The following is a 15,340-nucleotide window of genomic DNA, read 5'->3' as shown; positions in this document are numbered from 1 at the left end:
CGCGTCCTGAGGGTCGCCATCTCGACCAGCCGGCACAGGGCGTTGACCTGGCGCAGCTGCTCCGGCGTCCGGACGGCGGCGTTCAGCAGCTCATCGGTCGTCAGACGGCGCGACCAGGTCTGACCGGTGGTCGTCCGTGCCCGGTCGGGTCACCGGCCCGGGCACGGACGGAGCTCGACGGTCGCCTGCCCAGCCGCCACGGGTGTGATCGCCGCCTGCAGGCGTGCGCTCTCATCGGCCGGGAATCCGTCGGCCTGCCAGGCCGGCAGCTGGTCGAGGACCTGACGCGCGTATCCCTGCACCACCTCGGGAGGCGTCCCCTGCCGAACCTCCAGGCACGTGGGGGATCCGGCCGGCGCTGAGGGCGCCGGCGACAGACCGGTCATCGTGCGGAACAGTGCCAGCCGGCTCGCGGTGGCGTACCGCGGGTCGAGCGCCTCACCGCTGATCACGATCGGCAGCACCTGCTGGGCCGACCGCTGGCGCACGGCCTCGTCCCCCGACACGAAACCCTGCAGCCCGTCCCGAAGCTGTGGACCGGCCGGTCCGGCAGCGTCCGGTCGCGCCGTCAGCTCCGCGATGAGGCCGGTGACCGTCTGCGGCGGGGCCGGCGCCGACTCCTCGACGGGGGACGGAGCCGACGGCGACGCCTGCGTGGCGGTCGCACCGCCGCTCGTCGCCGCAGCGGTCGGGGCCGCGCCCGTCGGGCGGTCGTCGTCGGCTGTCGTCAGGACCACCAGGACGATCACCCCCACGGCCGCGGTGGCGGCGGCAATGGCCACCCCCACCCGACGTCGCCGGGAGGCCGTGACCGCGCGATCGAGGTGTCGCACCCGCGTGAGGATAGGGGGCGGGAGGGTGCATCCAGGCGTCCTCAGCAGCGGTCCGGTCACGACCTCCGCCCGGCTGTCCGCCGCATCCTGCCCCCCTGACCGCCACCCCGACCTGAGAGCCGAGGTGCGGGACCGAGCGGTCACTGAGGTACTGGGGGCGTCGACCTGTCTCATGACGAGAGGACAGCCCGTGCGAGCGGTGCAGTACCGGACCATCGGCGGCGGACCCGAGGTGGTGGAGGTCCCCACCCCGGCACCGGGACCGGGGCAGGTCCGGCTACGGGTGACCGCCGCCGGGCTGTGCCACTCGGACTGGTTCGTCATGGACCAGCCTGCCGAGCGGTACGCCTACGGGCTGCCGCTGACGCTCGGGCACGAGGGCACCGGGGTCGTCGACGCGCTCGGCGCCGGCGTCACCGGTGTGGCGGTGGGCGACCCGGTCGCCGTCTACGGCCCCTGGGGGTGCGGGCTGTGCCCCGCGTGCGCGCGGGGTGCGGAGAACTACTGCCCGCGGGCGGCGTCGCTGGGCATCCAGCCACCCGGGCTCGGCGCCCCGGGCGCGCTGGCCGAGTACCTGGTCGTGGACGACGTCCGGCACCTGGTCCCGCTCGGCGACCTCGACCCGGTGGAGACCGTCTCGCTCACCGACGCCGGGCTGACGCCGTACCACGCGATCGTCTCCAGCCTCGACAAGCTGCCGGCGGGGAGCACCGCGGTGGTGATCGGCGCCGGCGGGCTGGGGCACGTCGGCATCCAGGTGCTGCGCGCGATCACCGGCGCGATCGTCGTCGCGCTGGACATCAGCGAGGAGAAGCTGGCGCTGGCGTCGGAGGTGGGGGCGCACTCCGTGCTGCCGTCCGACCCGTCCGCGATCGAGGCGATCCGCTCGCTGACCGGCGGGGTGGGCGCGCAGGCGGTGTTCGACTTCGTCGGCGCCCCGCCGACCGTGGAAATCGCGCGGAAGTCGGTGGCCCTGGACGGCGTGATCCAGATCGTCGGGATCGGTGGCGGGCTGCTGCCGACCGGGTTCTTCTCCACGCCGATGGGGGCCTCGGTGCGGGCGCCGTACTGGGGCACGCGGGCCGAGCTGATGGAGGTGCTCGACCTCGCGCGGGCCGGCGCGGTGCGCGTCGAGGTGGAGAAGTACACGCTCGACGAGGCGCCCGAGGCCTACCGACGGCTGCACGAGGGGACGGTCCGCGGCCGCGCCGTCGTCGTCCCCGGGGACTGAGCCGCCTCCTCCGGCCGGATCAGCCCGGCCCTGGAAGCCGGTAGGCGTGGGCGCGGTGGGCGACCCGGACGACGAGGATCCGCCGGTCCTCCTCGTCCACCTCGATCAGCACCCGATAGTCACCACGCCGCGCGTTACGGAGCCCGGACAGGGCGCCGGTCAACGGCCTGCTGAGGCGGAGCGGGTCCTCCGCGAGGACGGTGGTGGGGAACTCCACGATCGCCGTGGCGACCCTGTCCGGCAGTTGACCCAGTTGCCGTCGCGCGGCCGAGGAGACCTCGACCGTGAACGGCTCGGTCACTCAGCGAGCCCGAACTCAGCCCTCAGCTCGTCACCCGACACAGTCCGCCCCTCATCCTGCTCGGCCCGAGCGTCGTCGACGTCGGTACGGACGTCGGGCTGCGACAGCCAGAACAGGGTCTCGTGCAGGGAGTCGAGGTCGGCCTTCGCCATCAGGACGGCGGCCTCCCGGCCGTGGCGCGTGATCGTGACGATCTCGTGCGTCGTCTCGGCCGCGTCCACGAGTGCCGAGAGCTTGTCCTTGGCCTCGCTCAGCGGGATCGACGTCATGGGCCAGAGTCTAGCCTGAGTTCTGGCCAGGCTATCGGCGCGCACGGTGGGTGCACTGGTCCCCAGCCCTCGCCGGTACCGATGACTGGAGGCCCCGACGGAGGTCGAGGCGCGCGCCGTACTGGGGCGCATGGACTGAGTTGATGCGTGTCCGCACTGCGGTGTCCCGCAGTCCTCGCTCGTCGCCACAGCAGCTCGCGCCGGTTCCGCGGCTCGCCCATCCGGCCATACGGTGACCCTTGTGCGCAGACCGCTCACCGGCGACGAGGTCGAGGACCTGTACGCCCGAGCCCGGACGCCGGAGCAGCACCGCGCGGCGGCCGAGAAGCTCGCCGCCTGGGCGGAGGAGGCCCATCCGGAGGACCAGGACGTCTCCCCGGCCTCCCTGCTGGTGAGCGCGGGCGAGCACCTCACCGAGGCGGGGGATCTCGAGGGCGCGGTGGCCCTCTTCCGCCGGGCCGTCGCGACCGGGCAGCACGTGCCGCCCGACGTCCGCTGCTACCTGCACGGCGGAATGCTCCGGCTGGGCGACGCCGAAGCCGCACGGCGGATCGCCGAGGAGCTGCGCCGCGAGCGCCCGGTCGACGGGGACGTCTACCTGTTCCTCGGAGAGAACCACGAGCTGGCGGGCGACCTCCGCGAGGCACACCGCTGGCTGACCATGGGGGCACGGCGGGCGTTCGGCGACATCGAGGACGGCGACGATCGCGCGGTGGAGGACGCCGCCGGTCTGCTGATGGCGCGGCTGCGCGTGCGCCACGCCCTCGGCCTCCCGCTCGACGAGTACGACACGCTCGTCGCGTCCGCGTTGCTCGACGAGCGCAGCACCTCCGGCTGACGGCGCTTGACGTCCGCGCGCCGGCGCGGTCGGCTGGCGGTCGTGACCGAGGAACCCACCGACGGCTGGCACCAGCCGCTGCGGCACGTCCGGGCCGACGAGCTCACCGGCGACACCGGCCAGACCGACGGCATGACCCGGCGGGAGGCGGTGTCGGCGAAGACGGTCGGATCCCGGCGGGTGTGGATGGGCCAGACGCACGTCGCGCCGCGCACGTCGTCCGGCGACCACCACCACGGCGACTCCGAGACCGCCATCCACGTGCTGCGCGGCCACCCGGTCTTCGTCTTCGCGGAGGGCGGCGAGGAGGTCCGGCTGGCCACCGGGCCCGGTGACTACGTCTTCGTCCCGCCGCACACCCCGCACCGCGAGGAGAACCCGACCGACGAGGAGGCCGTGGTGGTCATCGCCCGCAGCAGCCAGGAGGCGATCGTGGTCAACCTGCCCGGGCTGACCTGACCCCCGGGCGACGTGGGACGGCGCAGACCCGGGACGTACCCGTACGACTACACCCCGGGCGACGAGCGGCGGTTCGCCGGCAGCGGCGTCGGCGGCACGCTGCGGGTGCTGCACGGCCCCGGGGCGCGGCATGGGGGTCCCCGAGGGCGTCGCCTGCCGGGTCGAGGTGTCCGGTGCGGACGGCGCCCTGCTGGACGAGGCGAAGGCGGGCAAGCTCGGCAAGGAGCACCGCCTGTCCCGGACCGCGCCCGGGGACCGGGTCGAGGTGACCGGGACGGCGCACCACGGGTCCGACCCGGAGCGCGAGCTCACCGCCACGCGGACCGTCGTGCTCACCGGGGACCTCACCGACGTCGTCCGCTTCGGGGTCGGCCCCGGCTGGGAGCAGGTGGCCGGAACCGACGCCGGCGAGCTGCCCTGGGAACCGGCGGCCCCGACGCCGCGGCTCTGGGGTGCCGGCGTGCGGCTCCGTGGGGGCGCGGGCGTCCTGGACGGGCAACACGTACCCGCCGGGCGGGGGCGCCGGTGCCGCAGCGGAGTCCTGCCGACGTCCGTCGCGTGCCGCGCAGCCGGCGCCGTCATCCACGGACACGTGCCACGGCGACGGCTCGCTCGACGGCGGAGAACCGGATCCGTTCCTGCTCCAGGCGCACCAGGTCGCCGTGCTCGTTGCGCACCAGCGCCTGGAAGACGGCCTGCTCGTCCGGAGTGAGCCGCGGCAGGTGCTCGGTGACCGGCACGGGCTCGCGGGACCAGTGCGGGCGGTGCGCCAGCAGCGTCGGCTCGTCCATGAGCAGGCTCCGGGCGGCCGGCAGGAACCGGCGCAGCCGGTCCAGCGCCCGGAGGCCGTGGGTGTCCAGGTCCCCCCAGTAGCGGACGTCGCGGTCGCCGAGCCAGGGCAGCGCCGCCAGCGAGGAGACCGCGTACCCGTTGCCGAGCACGACCGCCGCGCCGGGCACCGGCGGGAAGGCCAGGTAGGTGACCTCGTTCTCCACGACGAACACCGTCCGCGCCGCGAACGGGAACCGCGCGAGTTCGTCCGACCGGACGGCGAGCTCGCTGTAGGGGCCGTCGGCGGGGTCGAACGAGCGGAAGCGCACGAGCTCGGGCTTGCTGCGCAGCCCGAACCTGCGGGCGATGTCGGCCGGCCGAGCCGTGGGATCCCCTCGGTCGGCGGGCAGCGTGCGAGCGAGCAGCGCGCCGAGCACGCCGCGACGCTCCTCGACGAACTTGGTGTCGACGCCGGGGACGTCGACCTGCCGGAGGTACACGTGCGGTCCCCCGCGGGCCAGGATCCACTCGACCACCGCCAGCATGCGCGGCCAGTCGGCGGCGTGCGCCAGAGCCTCGTGCGGCCTGGCGGCGACCCAGCTCAGGCCGGCGGGAAGCTCGGCCTCGGTGGCCGCCACGAGGTCGTCGAAGCGGCGGACGTCGGCGGCCACGCCCAGCGCCGTCCACACGTCCTCCGCGCTGTCGAGCACGACCCGCTTGGGCACCTGGTTGGTCCCGATCAGCCGGCCGCCGAGCGCGGCGGTCTCCAGCCGGGCCGGTCGCAGCCGCGCGGCCCGCCAGCCGGCCACCCAGTCCTGCACCTCGCCGAACCGGTCGGCGGCCTCGCGGGACGTCGGCCCGCGCACGGGCAGCACCAGCGGCGTGACCGGCCGGCCGGTGAGCCGCGCCCGCAGCAGGTCGCCGGAGTCCCACCGGGCGCGGAGGGCGGCGCGGGCGTCGGGCCACGTGGTCCAGCCGGGAGCGCCTCGGCGGGCGGCCACGTCAACCGGCTCCGGGGGCGCCCGGCTCCGCGGCGGTCAGGTGCCGGGCGCGGCCGTCCCGGTACTGCTGGATGGTCAGGGTGTGCATCCGCGAGCCGGCGCCGGTCGGGTTGTCGACGAAGCCAACGGCTGCCACGGCGTGCTCGATGACGTGGATCTTCTGCAGCGGGGTGACCACGACCAGCTGCAGACCGAGCCGCCGGAAGAGGGCGAGCGCGTAGCGGGTGGACTCGTCGGAGCCCCGCCCGAACGCCTCGTCGATGACCGCCATCTGGAACGCCCTGGCCCGCTCGGCACCCCAGCGGAGCTTGAACTGGTAGGCCAGCGAGGCGGCCAGCACGGTGTAGGCCAGCTTCTCCTTCTGCCCGCCGGACTTGCCGCCGGAGTCGGTGTAGGTCTCGTGCTCCTCGTCGGTGTCGCGCCAGCGCTCGACGGCGGTGAACACGACCCAGTTGCGCACGTCGGTGACCCGCTGGGTCCAGATCCGGTCGGCCTCGGTGGAGCCGTCGCGCCCCCGGAACCGCTCGACCAGGGCGCGCACCTGGTGGAACTTCCGCTCGGAGTACGAGCCGTCGGCGTCGTCGCCGCCGAGCGCCTCGTCGGTGCAGGCGCGCAGGTCGGCGAGGAAGGTGCGCACCTCCATGTTGGGCGTGCGCCCCGTCTCCAGGCTGATGTAGCGACCGTCGTTGTAGTCGATGCCGCGCAGCGAGTCGTTGATCCGGTCGATCCGTTCCTCGATGAGTTCCGCCTGCTTGCGCAGCTCGGCGGAGAAACCGGCGATGTCGCGGATCGCGTTGGTGCGCAGCAGCTCCTGGAACTCGGCCTCGAACCGCGGCAGGTCGTCGGAGACCAGCCGGCCGTGCAGCTCCCGGTAGCCGCCGATCGACTCGACCGCGTCGTCGAGTTCACCGGTCAGCAGCGGCCAGCGCAGCCGGAACTCGTGCATGGCGCCGGTCACCCGGCCGGCCGCCTGGGTGCGCCGCACGGTGGCCCGGTCGTGCTCGTCGGTCAGCTGCTGGAGGGTGGCCTGCTCCCAGGCGTCCCAGCCGGCGACGTCGCCGGGCGCCGGTGCGGGCGCGGCCCGGCCGAGCGCGTCGAGCACCGCCGGATCGATGTCGCGTGCGGCCGCGGCCCGGTTCCGGCGGACGTCGGCCTCGGCGAGCGCGCGGCGCTGCTCGGACCCGGTGGAGCCGACCCGGTTCAGCACGCGGTCGCGCTGCTGCGAGGCGCGCGCGACGCGCCCCACGGCGTCGGTGAGCAGCGCCTGGAGCCGGGCGAGCTCGCCGGAGGCGCCGGTGAGCCGGGCGCGCTCGGCGCCGAGCTCGTCGATCCGGTGCACCAGGGCGGCCCAGTCGAGCTCCTCGAAGGAGCTCACCCCCGCGACCCGGTCGAGCGCGCTGCCCCGGGCGCGCAGCTGCTGCTCGCCCTCGCGGAGCTGCCGGTCGCGCTCGGCGAGCTGCTGGCGCCGCCGGCCGAGCTGCGAGGCGATGTCGAGCAGCGCGTCGATCTTCGCCTCGGGAGACCAGCCGAGCACGTAGTTGCGCCGGTCGCCGATGCGGAAGCGGTCGTCCTTCTCGTGCCGGTTGCGGCCGCCCTTGACCTGCCCGGCCCGGGTGACGGCCCGCTCGGCGCGGCGGAACTGCGCGGTGGTCTCGACCCGCTCGAGGTCGGCGCGGGCCAGCACCTCCGCGCGCAGCCAGGCCGCGAACGGACCGTCCTTGACCTCGACCACGTCGGCCAGCGGGTGCGCGCTGCGTGGCGGGCGGACCGGCTCGGCCTGCGCCGGCACCCGGTAGTACACCAGCCGCCCGCGCAGGTGTTCGGTCTCCACCCAGTCGCTGACGGCGGCGTAGTGCCGGTCGGGCACGAGCAGCGAGAGCCCGAACCCGCGCAGCACGCGCTCGGCGGCGCCTTCCCAGTCGGCGTGCTCGGGCCGGACTCCGATCAGCTCGCCGGCGAAGGGCAGGTCCGCCTCGGTGAGCCCGGTCGCCGCCAGGAGCCGGGCCCGCAGCTCCAGGCTGGCGGCGGGGATGTTGACCCGGCGCCGGCGCAGCTCGAGCAGCTCGGCGTTCAGCTCGGCCTCCTCGTCCCTGAGCCGGGCTGCGTCGACGGCGAGCCGGTCGCCCTGCTCGCGCTGCCCGGCGCGGCGGCTCTCGTGCTCGGCGTGCAGCCGGTCGATCTGCGGCCGGCGCGCGGCGAACACGTCCGCGGACCCGACCGGCGGCAGCCCGAGCACCGCGAGGTCCGCGGCGTAGGCGGTGGCCCGGCTGCGTCGCTTGTCCACCTCGGGCGACAGCAGCGTCACCGCCAGGTCGATCTCGCGCAGCCGCGCGCCGCCCTGACCGTCCATCTCCCGCTCGAGCGCCTTGACCTCCTCGCCGCCGCGGGCGATGTCGTCGTCCAGGCGCTGCTTCTCCTCGGCGAGGCGGGCGAGCCGCTCGGTGGCGGCACGGGCCTCGCTCCCCAGCAGGGCCACCGTGCGGTCGGCGACGAAGGCCGGCAGGGCGGCCCGCTGGGCGGCGAGCGCGGTGATCCGCTCGGTGAGGTTCTCGTAGGTGCCGGCGACCGCGAGCAGCGGGTCGAGCTGCTCCAGCTGGGTGCGGGCGGCGACCACCGCGTCGTGCGCGCGGGTCAGCGACTCGAAGTGGGTGACGAGCTTGTCGACCCAGCTCTGCGCGTCGAAGGGTTCCAGCATGTGCTGGCGGACGAACCCGGTGAGGTCGCCGACGGCCTTCATCGACACGGTCTGCGCGAACAGCTCGATCGCCTGCGCCGAGGGGATGTCGAGCAGCCGGCGCAGCCGCTGGGCGTAGGCGGGGTACCCGTCGTGCACGCCGGCTCCGCCGGCGGTGAGCCGCTTGCGCAGCGCCGCCGGGTCGCCACCGAAGCCGGTGAGGTCGCCGGCGATGGTGAGGTCGCGGTCGGCGGTGAGGTAGAACCGGTCCGGCTGCCCGGTCTGCCCGTCGGCGAGCCAGAGGACGACGCCGAGGCTGGTGGTCGTGTCGTAGCCCTCGTTGCCGAAGACGGCGAGCAGCACGGTGAAGGTCGGCCCGCGCCGCAGGCCCACCGGGGCGGACCCGCCGGTGGTCTCGCTGCGCTCGGCCTTGTAGTGGCCGAGCACGTAGGAGCGCAGGTCGCGCTCGCGGGTCTCGGCCCCGGCGGCGCGGTTGAAGGTGATCCGCTGCGGCGGCACGAGCAGGGTGGTGAGCGCGTCGACCACGGTGGACTTGCCCGAGCCGATGTCGCCGGTGAGCAGGCTGTCGTCGCCGCCCGGGCTGAACGTCCAGACCCGCTGGTCGAAGGTGCCCCAGTTGAGCAGCTCGAGCCGGTGCAGCCGGTGGCCGACGCGGGCCCGGCGCTCGCCGCTGCTCCCCGTCGCCTCGGCGAGGTCCGCGGCGGTGAACAGGGTGGTCATCGAGCGGTCTCCACGGTCTGCGGCGCATCGAGGGTCGCGGCGTCGTCGGGCGGCCCGTCCGGACCGTGGGCGTAGGCCCGCAACCGCGCGTCGAAGTCGGCCAGCCACTGCCCGTCGACGAACGCCTTGAGGATGCGGCGCACCTCGTAGCGCCCGGGATCGGCGGGCAGCCTGCGCAGGAAGCCGAGCTCGACGGCCTTGGCGATGGCGCCGTCCAGCTGCTCGACGACGCGGGCCTCGTTGCTGCCGGTCGCCAGGAAGATCCCGACCATCTCGGTGATCTGCTCGCGGGTGAGCACCAGGCGCACGTCGCCGCTGCTGGCGTCGAACTCGGCCATCCGCTTGCGCAGCAGCGCGAGCAGCAGGCTGACCGGGTAGGTGAGGGCGTGCCGGCGGACCAGCCGCGGCAGCGCGGGCTTGCCGGTGCGCAGCTCGGCCAGTTGCTCGTCGGGCAGTGCGCGGAGGAAGGCGTAGCCCTCGACCTCGTCGAGCACGAGGGCCAGCCCGAGCACGGCGACGTGGTCGCGCACCTGGCTGGTGAGCCCGAGCAGGTGCCGCCAGACCTGCGGGTGGCTGTCCTGCTCGACGACGCCGCGCAGCAGCGAGGTGAGCACGAGCGGCAGGTCGAGCTCGGAGTGCCGGGGCGGGGCGGTCATCGCGGCTCCTCGTCGGGTTCGCGGCCCGCCGGCGGTCGCCGCGAGCCGGCGCGGGTGTAGACGACGTGCGGCACCGAGGCCGCGCGGTCGACGTCGTCCTCGCCGGTCCAGGTCACCTCGTCGCGCCGCTCGCCGTCGACGGTGGTCTCGACGCCGTCGCGCAGCGCGAGGTAGCCGACCAGCTCGGCCAGGCCCTGCTGCAGCGGGTGTTCGCGCAGGATGTCCGGCAGCGCGGCGACGGGGCCGCGGGCCAGGCCGTCGGCGACGGCCGCCGACAGCCGCGCCGGGTCGAGGTAGACCTGCTCGTAGAGCGCGGTCGGGTCGGCGCGCTCGGTGGCGTCGGTGATGCCGTCGCTGTCGAGGGTCAGCCGGCGGCGCTGCCGGTAGAGCGGCCGCTCGGTGGGCAGCACGACGGTGATCTCGGTGGCGTCGACGGTGGTGCCCGGTGGCTTGCCGGGGCGGTCGCGGACGGCGAGGGCGCCGGCCTCGATGCCGCGCAGGATCTCCATCACCCGCCGGTTCTCCAGCCACACCTGGTCGTCGAGGAACCGGCGGAGCTGGTCGGAGAGCAGCCGGACGGTGCTCTGGGTGCGTTCGGCGGCGTCGAGCCAGTCGTGGTGGATGTGCCGCAGCCGCGTGTCGGGCAGGGTCTGCGCGACGTCGGGCAGCCGCTGGACGCGCACCAGCAGGTCGGCGAACTCCTCCTGCCGCGGCGCGGAGAGCAGGAAGTCGTAGAACGCGTGGAACGAGCGGCCCTGGTCGGAGTCGGCGATGCCGCGGCGGTCGCCCAGCACCTCCTCCAGCAGCTCCCCCTTGCCGCCGGACCAGGTCGCGATCTTCTCGCGCAGTGCCCGGTCGAGCGCCCGGAAGTTCTCCTCGACCTGCCGGAAGTCGGCCAGCAGTTCGCGGGCGGTGGTGGCGAACTGCTGGTAGCGGTCGCGCTGCGCGGCCGGGTCGAGGACGTCGACCTGGCCGGCGCTCACCCGGTCGATCTCCTCCTGGATCTCCCGGCGACGGCGGTGCAGCTCCTCCAGCCGGACCTGCGGGTCGAGCTCGGCGCCGAAGGCCATCTGGCGGAGCAGCTCGATCACGGTGTTGAGCCGGGACTCGGTGCCGACGAAGGGAGCCGGCTGCAGCGATCGCAGCCAGCCGAGCGCCTTCTCGACGGCGGGGGTGGCGTCGTAGGCCGGCTCGTCGGCGCCGGGCGGGTAGTAGGCCCGCAGCCATGCCGTGCCCGGGTCGGCCCACTCGTCGACGTACTGCGCGGCGGTGCGGGCGTACTGGTCGCCGTCGTCGGTCCGGTCGTTGAGCGCGTGCAGCAGCTCGTCGAGCCGGGTCAGCAGGTCGGTGCGGGACACCGAACGGACGTTCTCCTCGACGAAGACCCCGCCGAGGAAGGCCAGCGCGAGCGGCGCCGTCCGCGCGCGCAGCAGCTGCCAGGCGGGATGGCGGCGCTGCAACTCGGAGATCTCGTCGTGGCTGCGCAGCAGGTCCATCGGCGGCTCTCCCCTCTCGATGGGCGGGACCGGTCCTGACCCGTGCGCCAGTGAAGCAGGGCGGTACGACGACGACGGCAGACCCGGCCGACGGTGGCTCGAGGTCGGTCGACCCAGCGACGCCGGAGGAGACGATCGAGTCGAGCAGGGCGTCCCGCGGCCACTCCGGAACCCGGACGCGCCGGCCTGGAGTCCCGCTGGGCGATCAGTCCTCGTCGCGACGCTCGGCGCCCCACGTCCGCACGCGCCGCGCGGAGACGCCCTCGTGGACGCTCTCCCCGCGCAGCACGGGGGTGATCCGCCCTCCAACCGAGCCCTAGTCTGGCCCGGATGTCCAAGCGCTCCCACCGCCCGAAGCCTGCTCGCTCGGCGTCGCGGCGCCCATCGAAGCGCCGGAAGGCCGCGGCCCCGCGACGACGGCAGCGCGAACCGGACCTGATGGAGGCCGTCGCGGCCGCGCTCGCCGCAGACGATCCCCTTCCCCTGCTGAGCCTGGCGAGCACGCTGCTGTCCGCGTTCGAGGACCGTCCGTCGCTGGGCCGGCCACAGGAGTCTGCACTGCCCGCGCGCGACGAGGTCCTGCAGACGTTCTTCGACCTGCCCCTGGTGGAGACCTCGGCGCTGCTCGCGGCGGTCGCCGGGCTGGCCGGCGACGAGATGCTGCGCCACCGGGTCCGCCGGGAGATCGGCTCCCGGGCCCACGTGCTGCCCCGCTGGCTGCTCGCCATGGACGAGGCCGAGCCGGTGGACGGGGTGTTCGAGATGCGGCACGTGCTGGGGGACGGCGAGAACCTGGTGGTCGGCGTCCGGCTGCCCGGTGGCTCCGAGCTGTGCGCGGCGGTCCACGTCGACCACAACCTGGGCACGCTGGTGAAGGACGCCTACGTCGTCCCGGGCAGCCTGCGGGAGCTGGTCGAGCTGATGCGGACCACCGCCGACGACCCGGACACGACGATCACCGGTCTCGACCCGGCCGACGCGCGGGCGCGGATCACCGAGGCGATCGAGCTCGGCGCCATCACCGTCCCACCGATCGAGACCGACACCTGGCCGGCCTGCCGGCCGCTCGTCGAGTGGGCGGTCGGGCTGCTCCCGGACGGCGGCACCGGCTACGAGCGGCCGGAGTGGACGGACGCCGACAAGCAGGCGCTCGCCGACCGCTTCTTCGCCTCGCCGTTCGGCGCCGGCCTGGACGACGCCGACCGCCGCAGCCTGCTCGACTCGCTGCTCTGGTTCGGCACCGACTACGGGCCCGGCGACCCGCTGCGGTGGAGCCCGGTGGCCGTGGGGATCCTGCTGACCGACTGGATCCCGCGGAAGATCGTCGCCGACGTCCCCCACCTGGCACAGGCCCCGGAACTGCTGCGGGCCTTCATCCGGTTCAGCCACGCCGAGCGCGGGATCCGGGCCGGTCTGACCGAGGAGACCCTCGCCGCCGTCGACGAGTGGGAACCGGAGTACCAGGAGATCATCCGGTCGCCGCGGCCGCAGGGCCCGATGGCCTTGCTCGCCCGCATGGGCGCGCTGGACCCGGACGGTCCCTGGGGAACCGCCGGGGACGACGAACCGGCCACCTTCGGCGAGATCATGCTGGAGCGGCTGTACCCCGCCGTCGGTGGCGCGCGGGCGCTGGACGAGCTCGACGACGCGCCCCTGCCGGACGAGCCGTTCGACCGGTCCCGCGTGCCGGAGGAGGTGCGCGAGCGCGCGGTCGAGGTGCTCGTGCTGGTCGACCAGTGCTGCCGCGCGCTGTTCGACCGAGAGCTGCGGACGGCGGCCCGCCGGCTGCTCGCCCGGATCGCGCGGGACGATCCGCAGGCCCTCCGCCGTGGCCGCGCCGACACCACCGCGGCGGCGATCTGCTGGATCGCCGCCAAGGCCAACGACGTGTTCGACACGGGCGGCCTGACGGTCAAGCAGCTGCTGGACTGGTTCGGGGTCAGTGCGAACACGCCATCGCAGCGCGGACGAACCCTGCTCGAGGCGCTCGGCGTCCGGGCGACCGACTACGCCTACGGGCCGCTGGACCTCGGCTCCCCGGAGTTCCTGACGTCCGCCCGCCGGGCGCGCCTCATCGCGGCCCGCGACCGGTACCGGGGATGACGACCCCCATCGAGGAGGGCGGCGCGACCGGGCCCACCGTGCGGTGCACCGAGCCGGAAGCAGCGGCCAACCTGGCCGCCGTCCGCCGGCTGTGCCAGACCGGCAGGCTCACGTGCAGCGCGACCACGCGCCGGCCGTCGGCCGCCACGGTGCGCGCCGTCGCCGTCGCCGTCGCCGACGTCCTCGTCGCCGGCGACTTCTACCCGGACGACGCCATGGCCGCCTTCGCCTGGCCGCTGCTGCTGCAGGCCGGTGGTCCCAGTCAGCTCATCGGAGCAGCCGGACTCCGATGACGATCTCGGTGCCATCGGGCCGGTAGGTGTGCCATCGGCCGTCAGGATCTCGTTCGACCCAGAACCCGTGATGGACCTTCGTATGGTGGCGTTCGCACAGCAGCGCTGAATTCTCCAGGCAGGTCTCTCCGCCGTCGGCCCAGTGCAGGACGTGGTGCACGTCGCACCACCAGGCCGGTGCCTCACAACCGGTGAACACGCAGCACTGGTCGCGCAGCTCCACGGCGCGGCGCAGGTGCGGCGGCACCACCCGGTGGGTGCGGCCGTAGTCCATCGGCACCGAGTCGGGGCCGATGACGATGCGGGTGACGTTGCCGTCGCAGGCCAGCATCCGCGCCCGGGCTGCGGAGATGGCCGCTCCCAGGCCCGTGGTCGCGGCGCCCGGGCCGTCCGCGGGGTCGAGCAGGTCCTCGATGCCGACCAGCACCCCCACATGGGGCTTGACCGTGCGCAGCACCGGCAGCTCTCCCGAGGCCAGGTGCAGATCGGCCAGTTGCACGAGCGCGTCGCCGAGCATCTGGGCACGGGTGCGGATGTCCCCGGCGCAGCGGCTCTTCGCGGCGATCGATTCCAGGGCGGTGGCCAGCTTCTCCCCGCCGACCGCGTCGAGGGTGAAGCCGCCGGTGAAGGCGCCGTCGGGATGCTGCACCAGCGACAGCGACCGGCCCTCGGTCGGATCCGGTTCGGGCCCGTCGGGATCGAGGGCGGCCAGGTAGGCGCCGACGGCCTTCTGCAGGTCTCGGTACGGGGCCTCGACCGCGACGGCGACCAGTGCCGCCTCGATCGCGGGCAGGTCGACGCCGGCCGCGGCGGCCTCGTCCAGCGCCGTGGAAGTGCAGATCTCGGCGAGCACCTCCACCTGGTCGGCCGTGATCTGCCCGGCCGCGCAGGCGGCAGCCACCGCGGGCAGGTGCTCCTGCACCCGGCCGGCCTTGATCAGGCCGGTGATCGCCGGCCCGGACTGCCGGGCGTGCGTGCGCAGCCAGGGGCGCATCGACTTCAGCCCGTCGTGCTCGGAGGCCTGGGCGCATTCGGCGCGGCGCACGGTGCGGGCCAGCTCGGCGTCGACCATGTTGCGGGCACGTGTGAGAGCACGGGTGCGATCGAGCAGGTCGCCGTCGGAACAGTCGAACAGGTCATCGGCGGCCAGGGCGCCGAGCGCGTCGATCGCCGATGCCAGCTCGCCCACGACACCTCCCGAGCGGTTCGATCAGGTGTTCGAAGTCTAGCGCGCATGGAGGCAGGACGCGGCACGAATCCCGAGGTCAGTGGCTTGTCCACAGATCTTCGACGGCTCTTGACTTCGACGAGACGACGTCGTCCCAACCCCGGCGAACGCGACCGACCACGTCCGGCCGGAGCGGGTGGCCGGCCCGGCCGTCCTGCACGTCGACGGCTACGACCTGCTCCGCTACCCGGCGGCGCTGGTCCGGGCTGCGGCGCTCGAGCGGGAGGCCGGTGTGCCGGTCAGCGCCGACGTCGCGGCGGCGTCCCGGATCGAGGCGTACGGCCGGATCGCCTACGGAGCCCTGCTCGCCGACCTCCGACCGAGCGTCCTGTGCTGCAACGCCGCCAGGGCGGCGGCCCTGGAGCTGACTGGCGACGTCGCCGAGCTCGTCGTGCACGCCGCCGCCCAGGGACCCGCACGTGCCGGATGCCTCCGCTGCCCAGTCG

The 15,340-nt window shown here is 74.5% G+C and carries 14 protein-coding genes; 5 read left to right on the top strand and 9 right to left on the bottom strand.

Annotation, left to right across the window (positions count from 1 at the left end; translation table 11 throughout):
- Positions 1-149 precede the first annotated feature (149 nt).
- The gene (locus BUB17_RS08595; protein ID WP_244277063.1) at positions 150-833 is read right to left on the bottom strand and encodes a hypothetical protein; all 684 of its coding nucleotides are present in this window, start codon (positions 831-833) and stop codon (positions 150-152) included.
- Between the two features lie 190 nt (positions 834-1,023).
- Between BUB17_RS08595 and BUB17_RS08590 the strand changes: the two genes are divergently transcribed.
- The gene (locus BUB17_RS08590; protein WP_072916429.1) at positions 1,024-2,064 is read left to right on the top strand and encodes an NAD(P)-dependent alcohol dehydrogenase; all 1,041 of its coding nucleotides are present in this window, start codon (positions 1,024-1,026) and stop codon (positions 2,062-2,064) included.
- A gap of 19 nt (positions 2,065-2,083) precedes the next feature.
- Here BUB17_RS08590 and BUB17_RS08585 read toward each other — a convergent pair whose 3' ends face one another.
- Positions 2,084-2,365 (bottom strand): type II toxin-antitoxin system RelE family toxin, encoded by a 282-nt coding sequence (locus BUB17_RS08585; RefSeq protein WP_072916427.1) that lies wholly within the window; start codon positions 2,363-2,365, stop codon positions 2,084-2,086.
- A complete protein-coding gene (locus BUB17_RS08580; RefSeq protein ID WP_072916423.1) occupies positions 2,362-2,634 on the bottom strand; it encodes a type II toxin-antitoxin system Phd/YefM family antitoxin in 273 nt (90 codons plus the stop codon). Before BUB17_RS08580 ends, BUB17_RS08585 begins: the two co-directional genes overlap by 4 nt.
- Positions 2,635-2,875: 241 nt before the next feature.
- Between BUB17_RS08580 and BUB17_RS08575 the strand changes: the two genes are divergently transcribed.
- On the top strand, positions 2,876-3,472 hold the full coding sequence (locus BUB17_RS08575) for a tetratricopeptide repeat protein (RefSeq protein ID WP_244277061.1): 597 nt from the start codon (positions 2,876-2,878) through the stop codon (positions 3,470-3,472).
- 42 nt (positions 3,473-3,514) lie between these two features.
- Positions 3,515-3,931 carry a cupin domain-containing protein gene (locus BUB17_RS08570; RefSeq protein WP_072916666.1) on the top strand — a complete coding sequence of 139 codons (417 nt, stop codon included), beginning with the start codon at positions 3,515-3,517 and terminating at the stop codon, positions 3,929-3,931.
- A gap of 578 nt (positions 3,932-4,509) precedes the next feature.
- Here the strand turns inward: BUB17_RS08570 and BUB17_RS08565 are convergent.
- The 4 genes from BUB17_RS08565 to BUB17_RS08550 are packed head-to-tail and all read right to left on the bottom strand — an operon-like array spanning position 4,510 to position 11,270.
- A complete protein-coding gene (locus BUB17_RS08565) occupies positions 4,510-5,703 on the bottom strand; it encodes a DUF3322 domain-containing protein (protein WP_072916417.1) in 1,194 nt (397 codons plus the stop codon).
- Position 5,704: 1 nt separating this feature from the next.
- A complete protein-coding gene (locus tag BUB17_RS08560) occupies positions 5,705-9,118 on the bottom strand; it encodes an ATP-binding protein (protein ID WP_072916414.1) in 3,414 nt (1,137 codons plus the stop codon).
- Positions 9,115-9,774 carry a DUF4194 domain-containing protein gene (locus BUB17_RS08555; protein ID WP_072916412.1) on the bottom strand — a complete coding sequence of 220 codons (660 nt, stop codon included), beginning with the start codon at positions 9,772-9,774 and terminating at the stop codon, positions 9,115-9,117. Before BUB17_RS08555 ends, BUB17_RS08560 begins: the two co-directional genes overlap by 4 nt.
- On the bottom strand, positions 9,771-11,270 hold the full coding sequence (locus tag BUB17_RS08550; RefSeq protein WP_072916410.1) for a DUF3375 domain-containing protein: 1,500 nt from the start codon (positions 11,268-11,270) through the stop codon (positions 9,771-9,773). The genes BUB17_RS08555 and BUB17_RS08550 overlap by 4 nt, the downstream gene beginning before the upstream one ends.
- A gap of 438 nt (positions 11,271-11,708) precedes the next feature.
- On the opposite strand from BUB17_RS08550, the gene BUB17_RS08545 reads away from it, so the two are divergent.
- Complete coding sequence (locus BUB17_RS08545; RefSeq protein ID WP_244277059.1) at positions 11,709-13,373, top strand: DUF6398 domain-containing protein; 1,665 nt, start codon at positions 11,709-11,711, stop codon at positions 13,371-13,373.
- The gene (locus BUB17_RS08540; RefSeq protein WP_072916404.1) at positions 13,370-13,666 is read left to right on the top strand and encodes a hypothetical protein; all 297 of its coding nucleotides are present in this window, start codon (positions 13,370-13,372) and stop codon (positions 13,664-13,666) included. The genes BUB17_RS08545 and BUB17_RS08540 overlap by 4 nt, the downstream gene beginning before the upstream one ends.
- On the opposite strand, the gene BUB17_RS08535 is transcribed toward BUB17_RS08540, so the two are convergent.
- Both BUB17_RS08535 and BUB17_RS26725 read right to left on the bottom strand, forming a co-directional pair.
- Positions 13,641-14,855: an HNH endonuclease gene (locus BUB17_RS08535; RefSeq protein ID WP_072916400.1), complete on the bottom strand. Its 1,215-nt coding sequence runs from the start codon at positions 14,853-14,855 to the stop codon at positions 13,641-13,643. The genes BUB17_RS08540 and BUB17_RS08535 overlap by 26 nt on opposite strands.
- Before the next feature lie 76 nt (positions 14,856-14,931).
- On the bottom strand, positions 14,932-15,291 hold the full coding sequence (locus BUB17_RS26725; protein WP_072916398.1) for a hypothetical protein: 360 nt from the start codon (positions 15,289-15,291) through the stop codon (positions 14,932-14,934).
- Positions 15,292-15,340 lie beyond the last annotated feature (49 nt).

The organism is Geodermatophilus obscurus (genome assembly GCF_900143215.1).
In the GTDB taxonomy this organism is placed as follows: domain Bacteria; phylum Actinomycetota; class Actinomycetes; order Mycobacteriales; family Geodermatophilaceae; genus Geodermatophilus; species Geodermatophilus obscurus_A.
This window is presented reverse-complemented; position numbering and strand designations above follow the sequence as displayed.

Excerpts from the sequence above, each read along its gene's own strand:
- BUB17_RS08580 (WP_072916423.1), bottom strand. The coding sequence starts at position 2,634 with ATGACGTCGATCCCGCTGAGCGAGGCCAAGGACAAGCTCTCGGCACTC.
- BUB17_RS08560 (WP_072916414.1), bottom strand. The coding sequence starts at position 9,118 with ATGACCACCCTGTTCACCGCCGCGGACCTCGCCGAGGCGACGGGGAGC.
- BUB17_RS08555 (WP_072916412.1), bottom strand. The coding sequence starts at position 9,774 with ATGACCGCCCCGCCCCGGCACTCCGAGCTCGACCTGCCGCTCGTGCTC.
- BUB17_RS08550 (WP_072916410.1), bottom strand. The coding sequence starts at position 11,270 with ATGGACCTGCTGCGCAGCCACGACGAGATCTCCGAGTTGCAGCGCCGC.
- BUB17_RS08545 (WP_244277059.1), top strand. The coding sequence starts at position 11,709 with ATGGAGGCCGTCGCGGCCGCGCTCGCCGCAGACGATCCCCTTCCCCTG.
- BUB17_RS08540 (WP_072916404.1), top strand. The coding sequence starts at position 13,370 with ATGACGACCCCCATCGAGGAGGGCGGCGCGACCGGGCCCACCGTGCGG.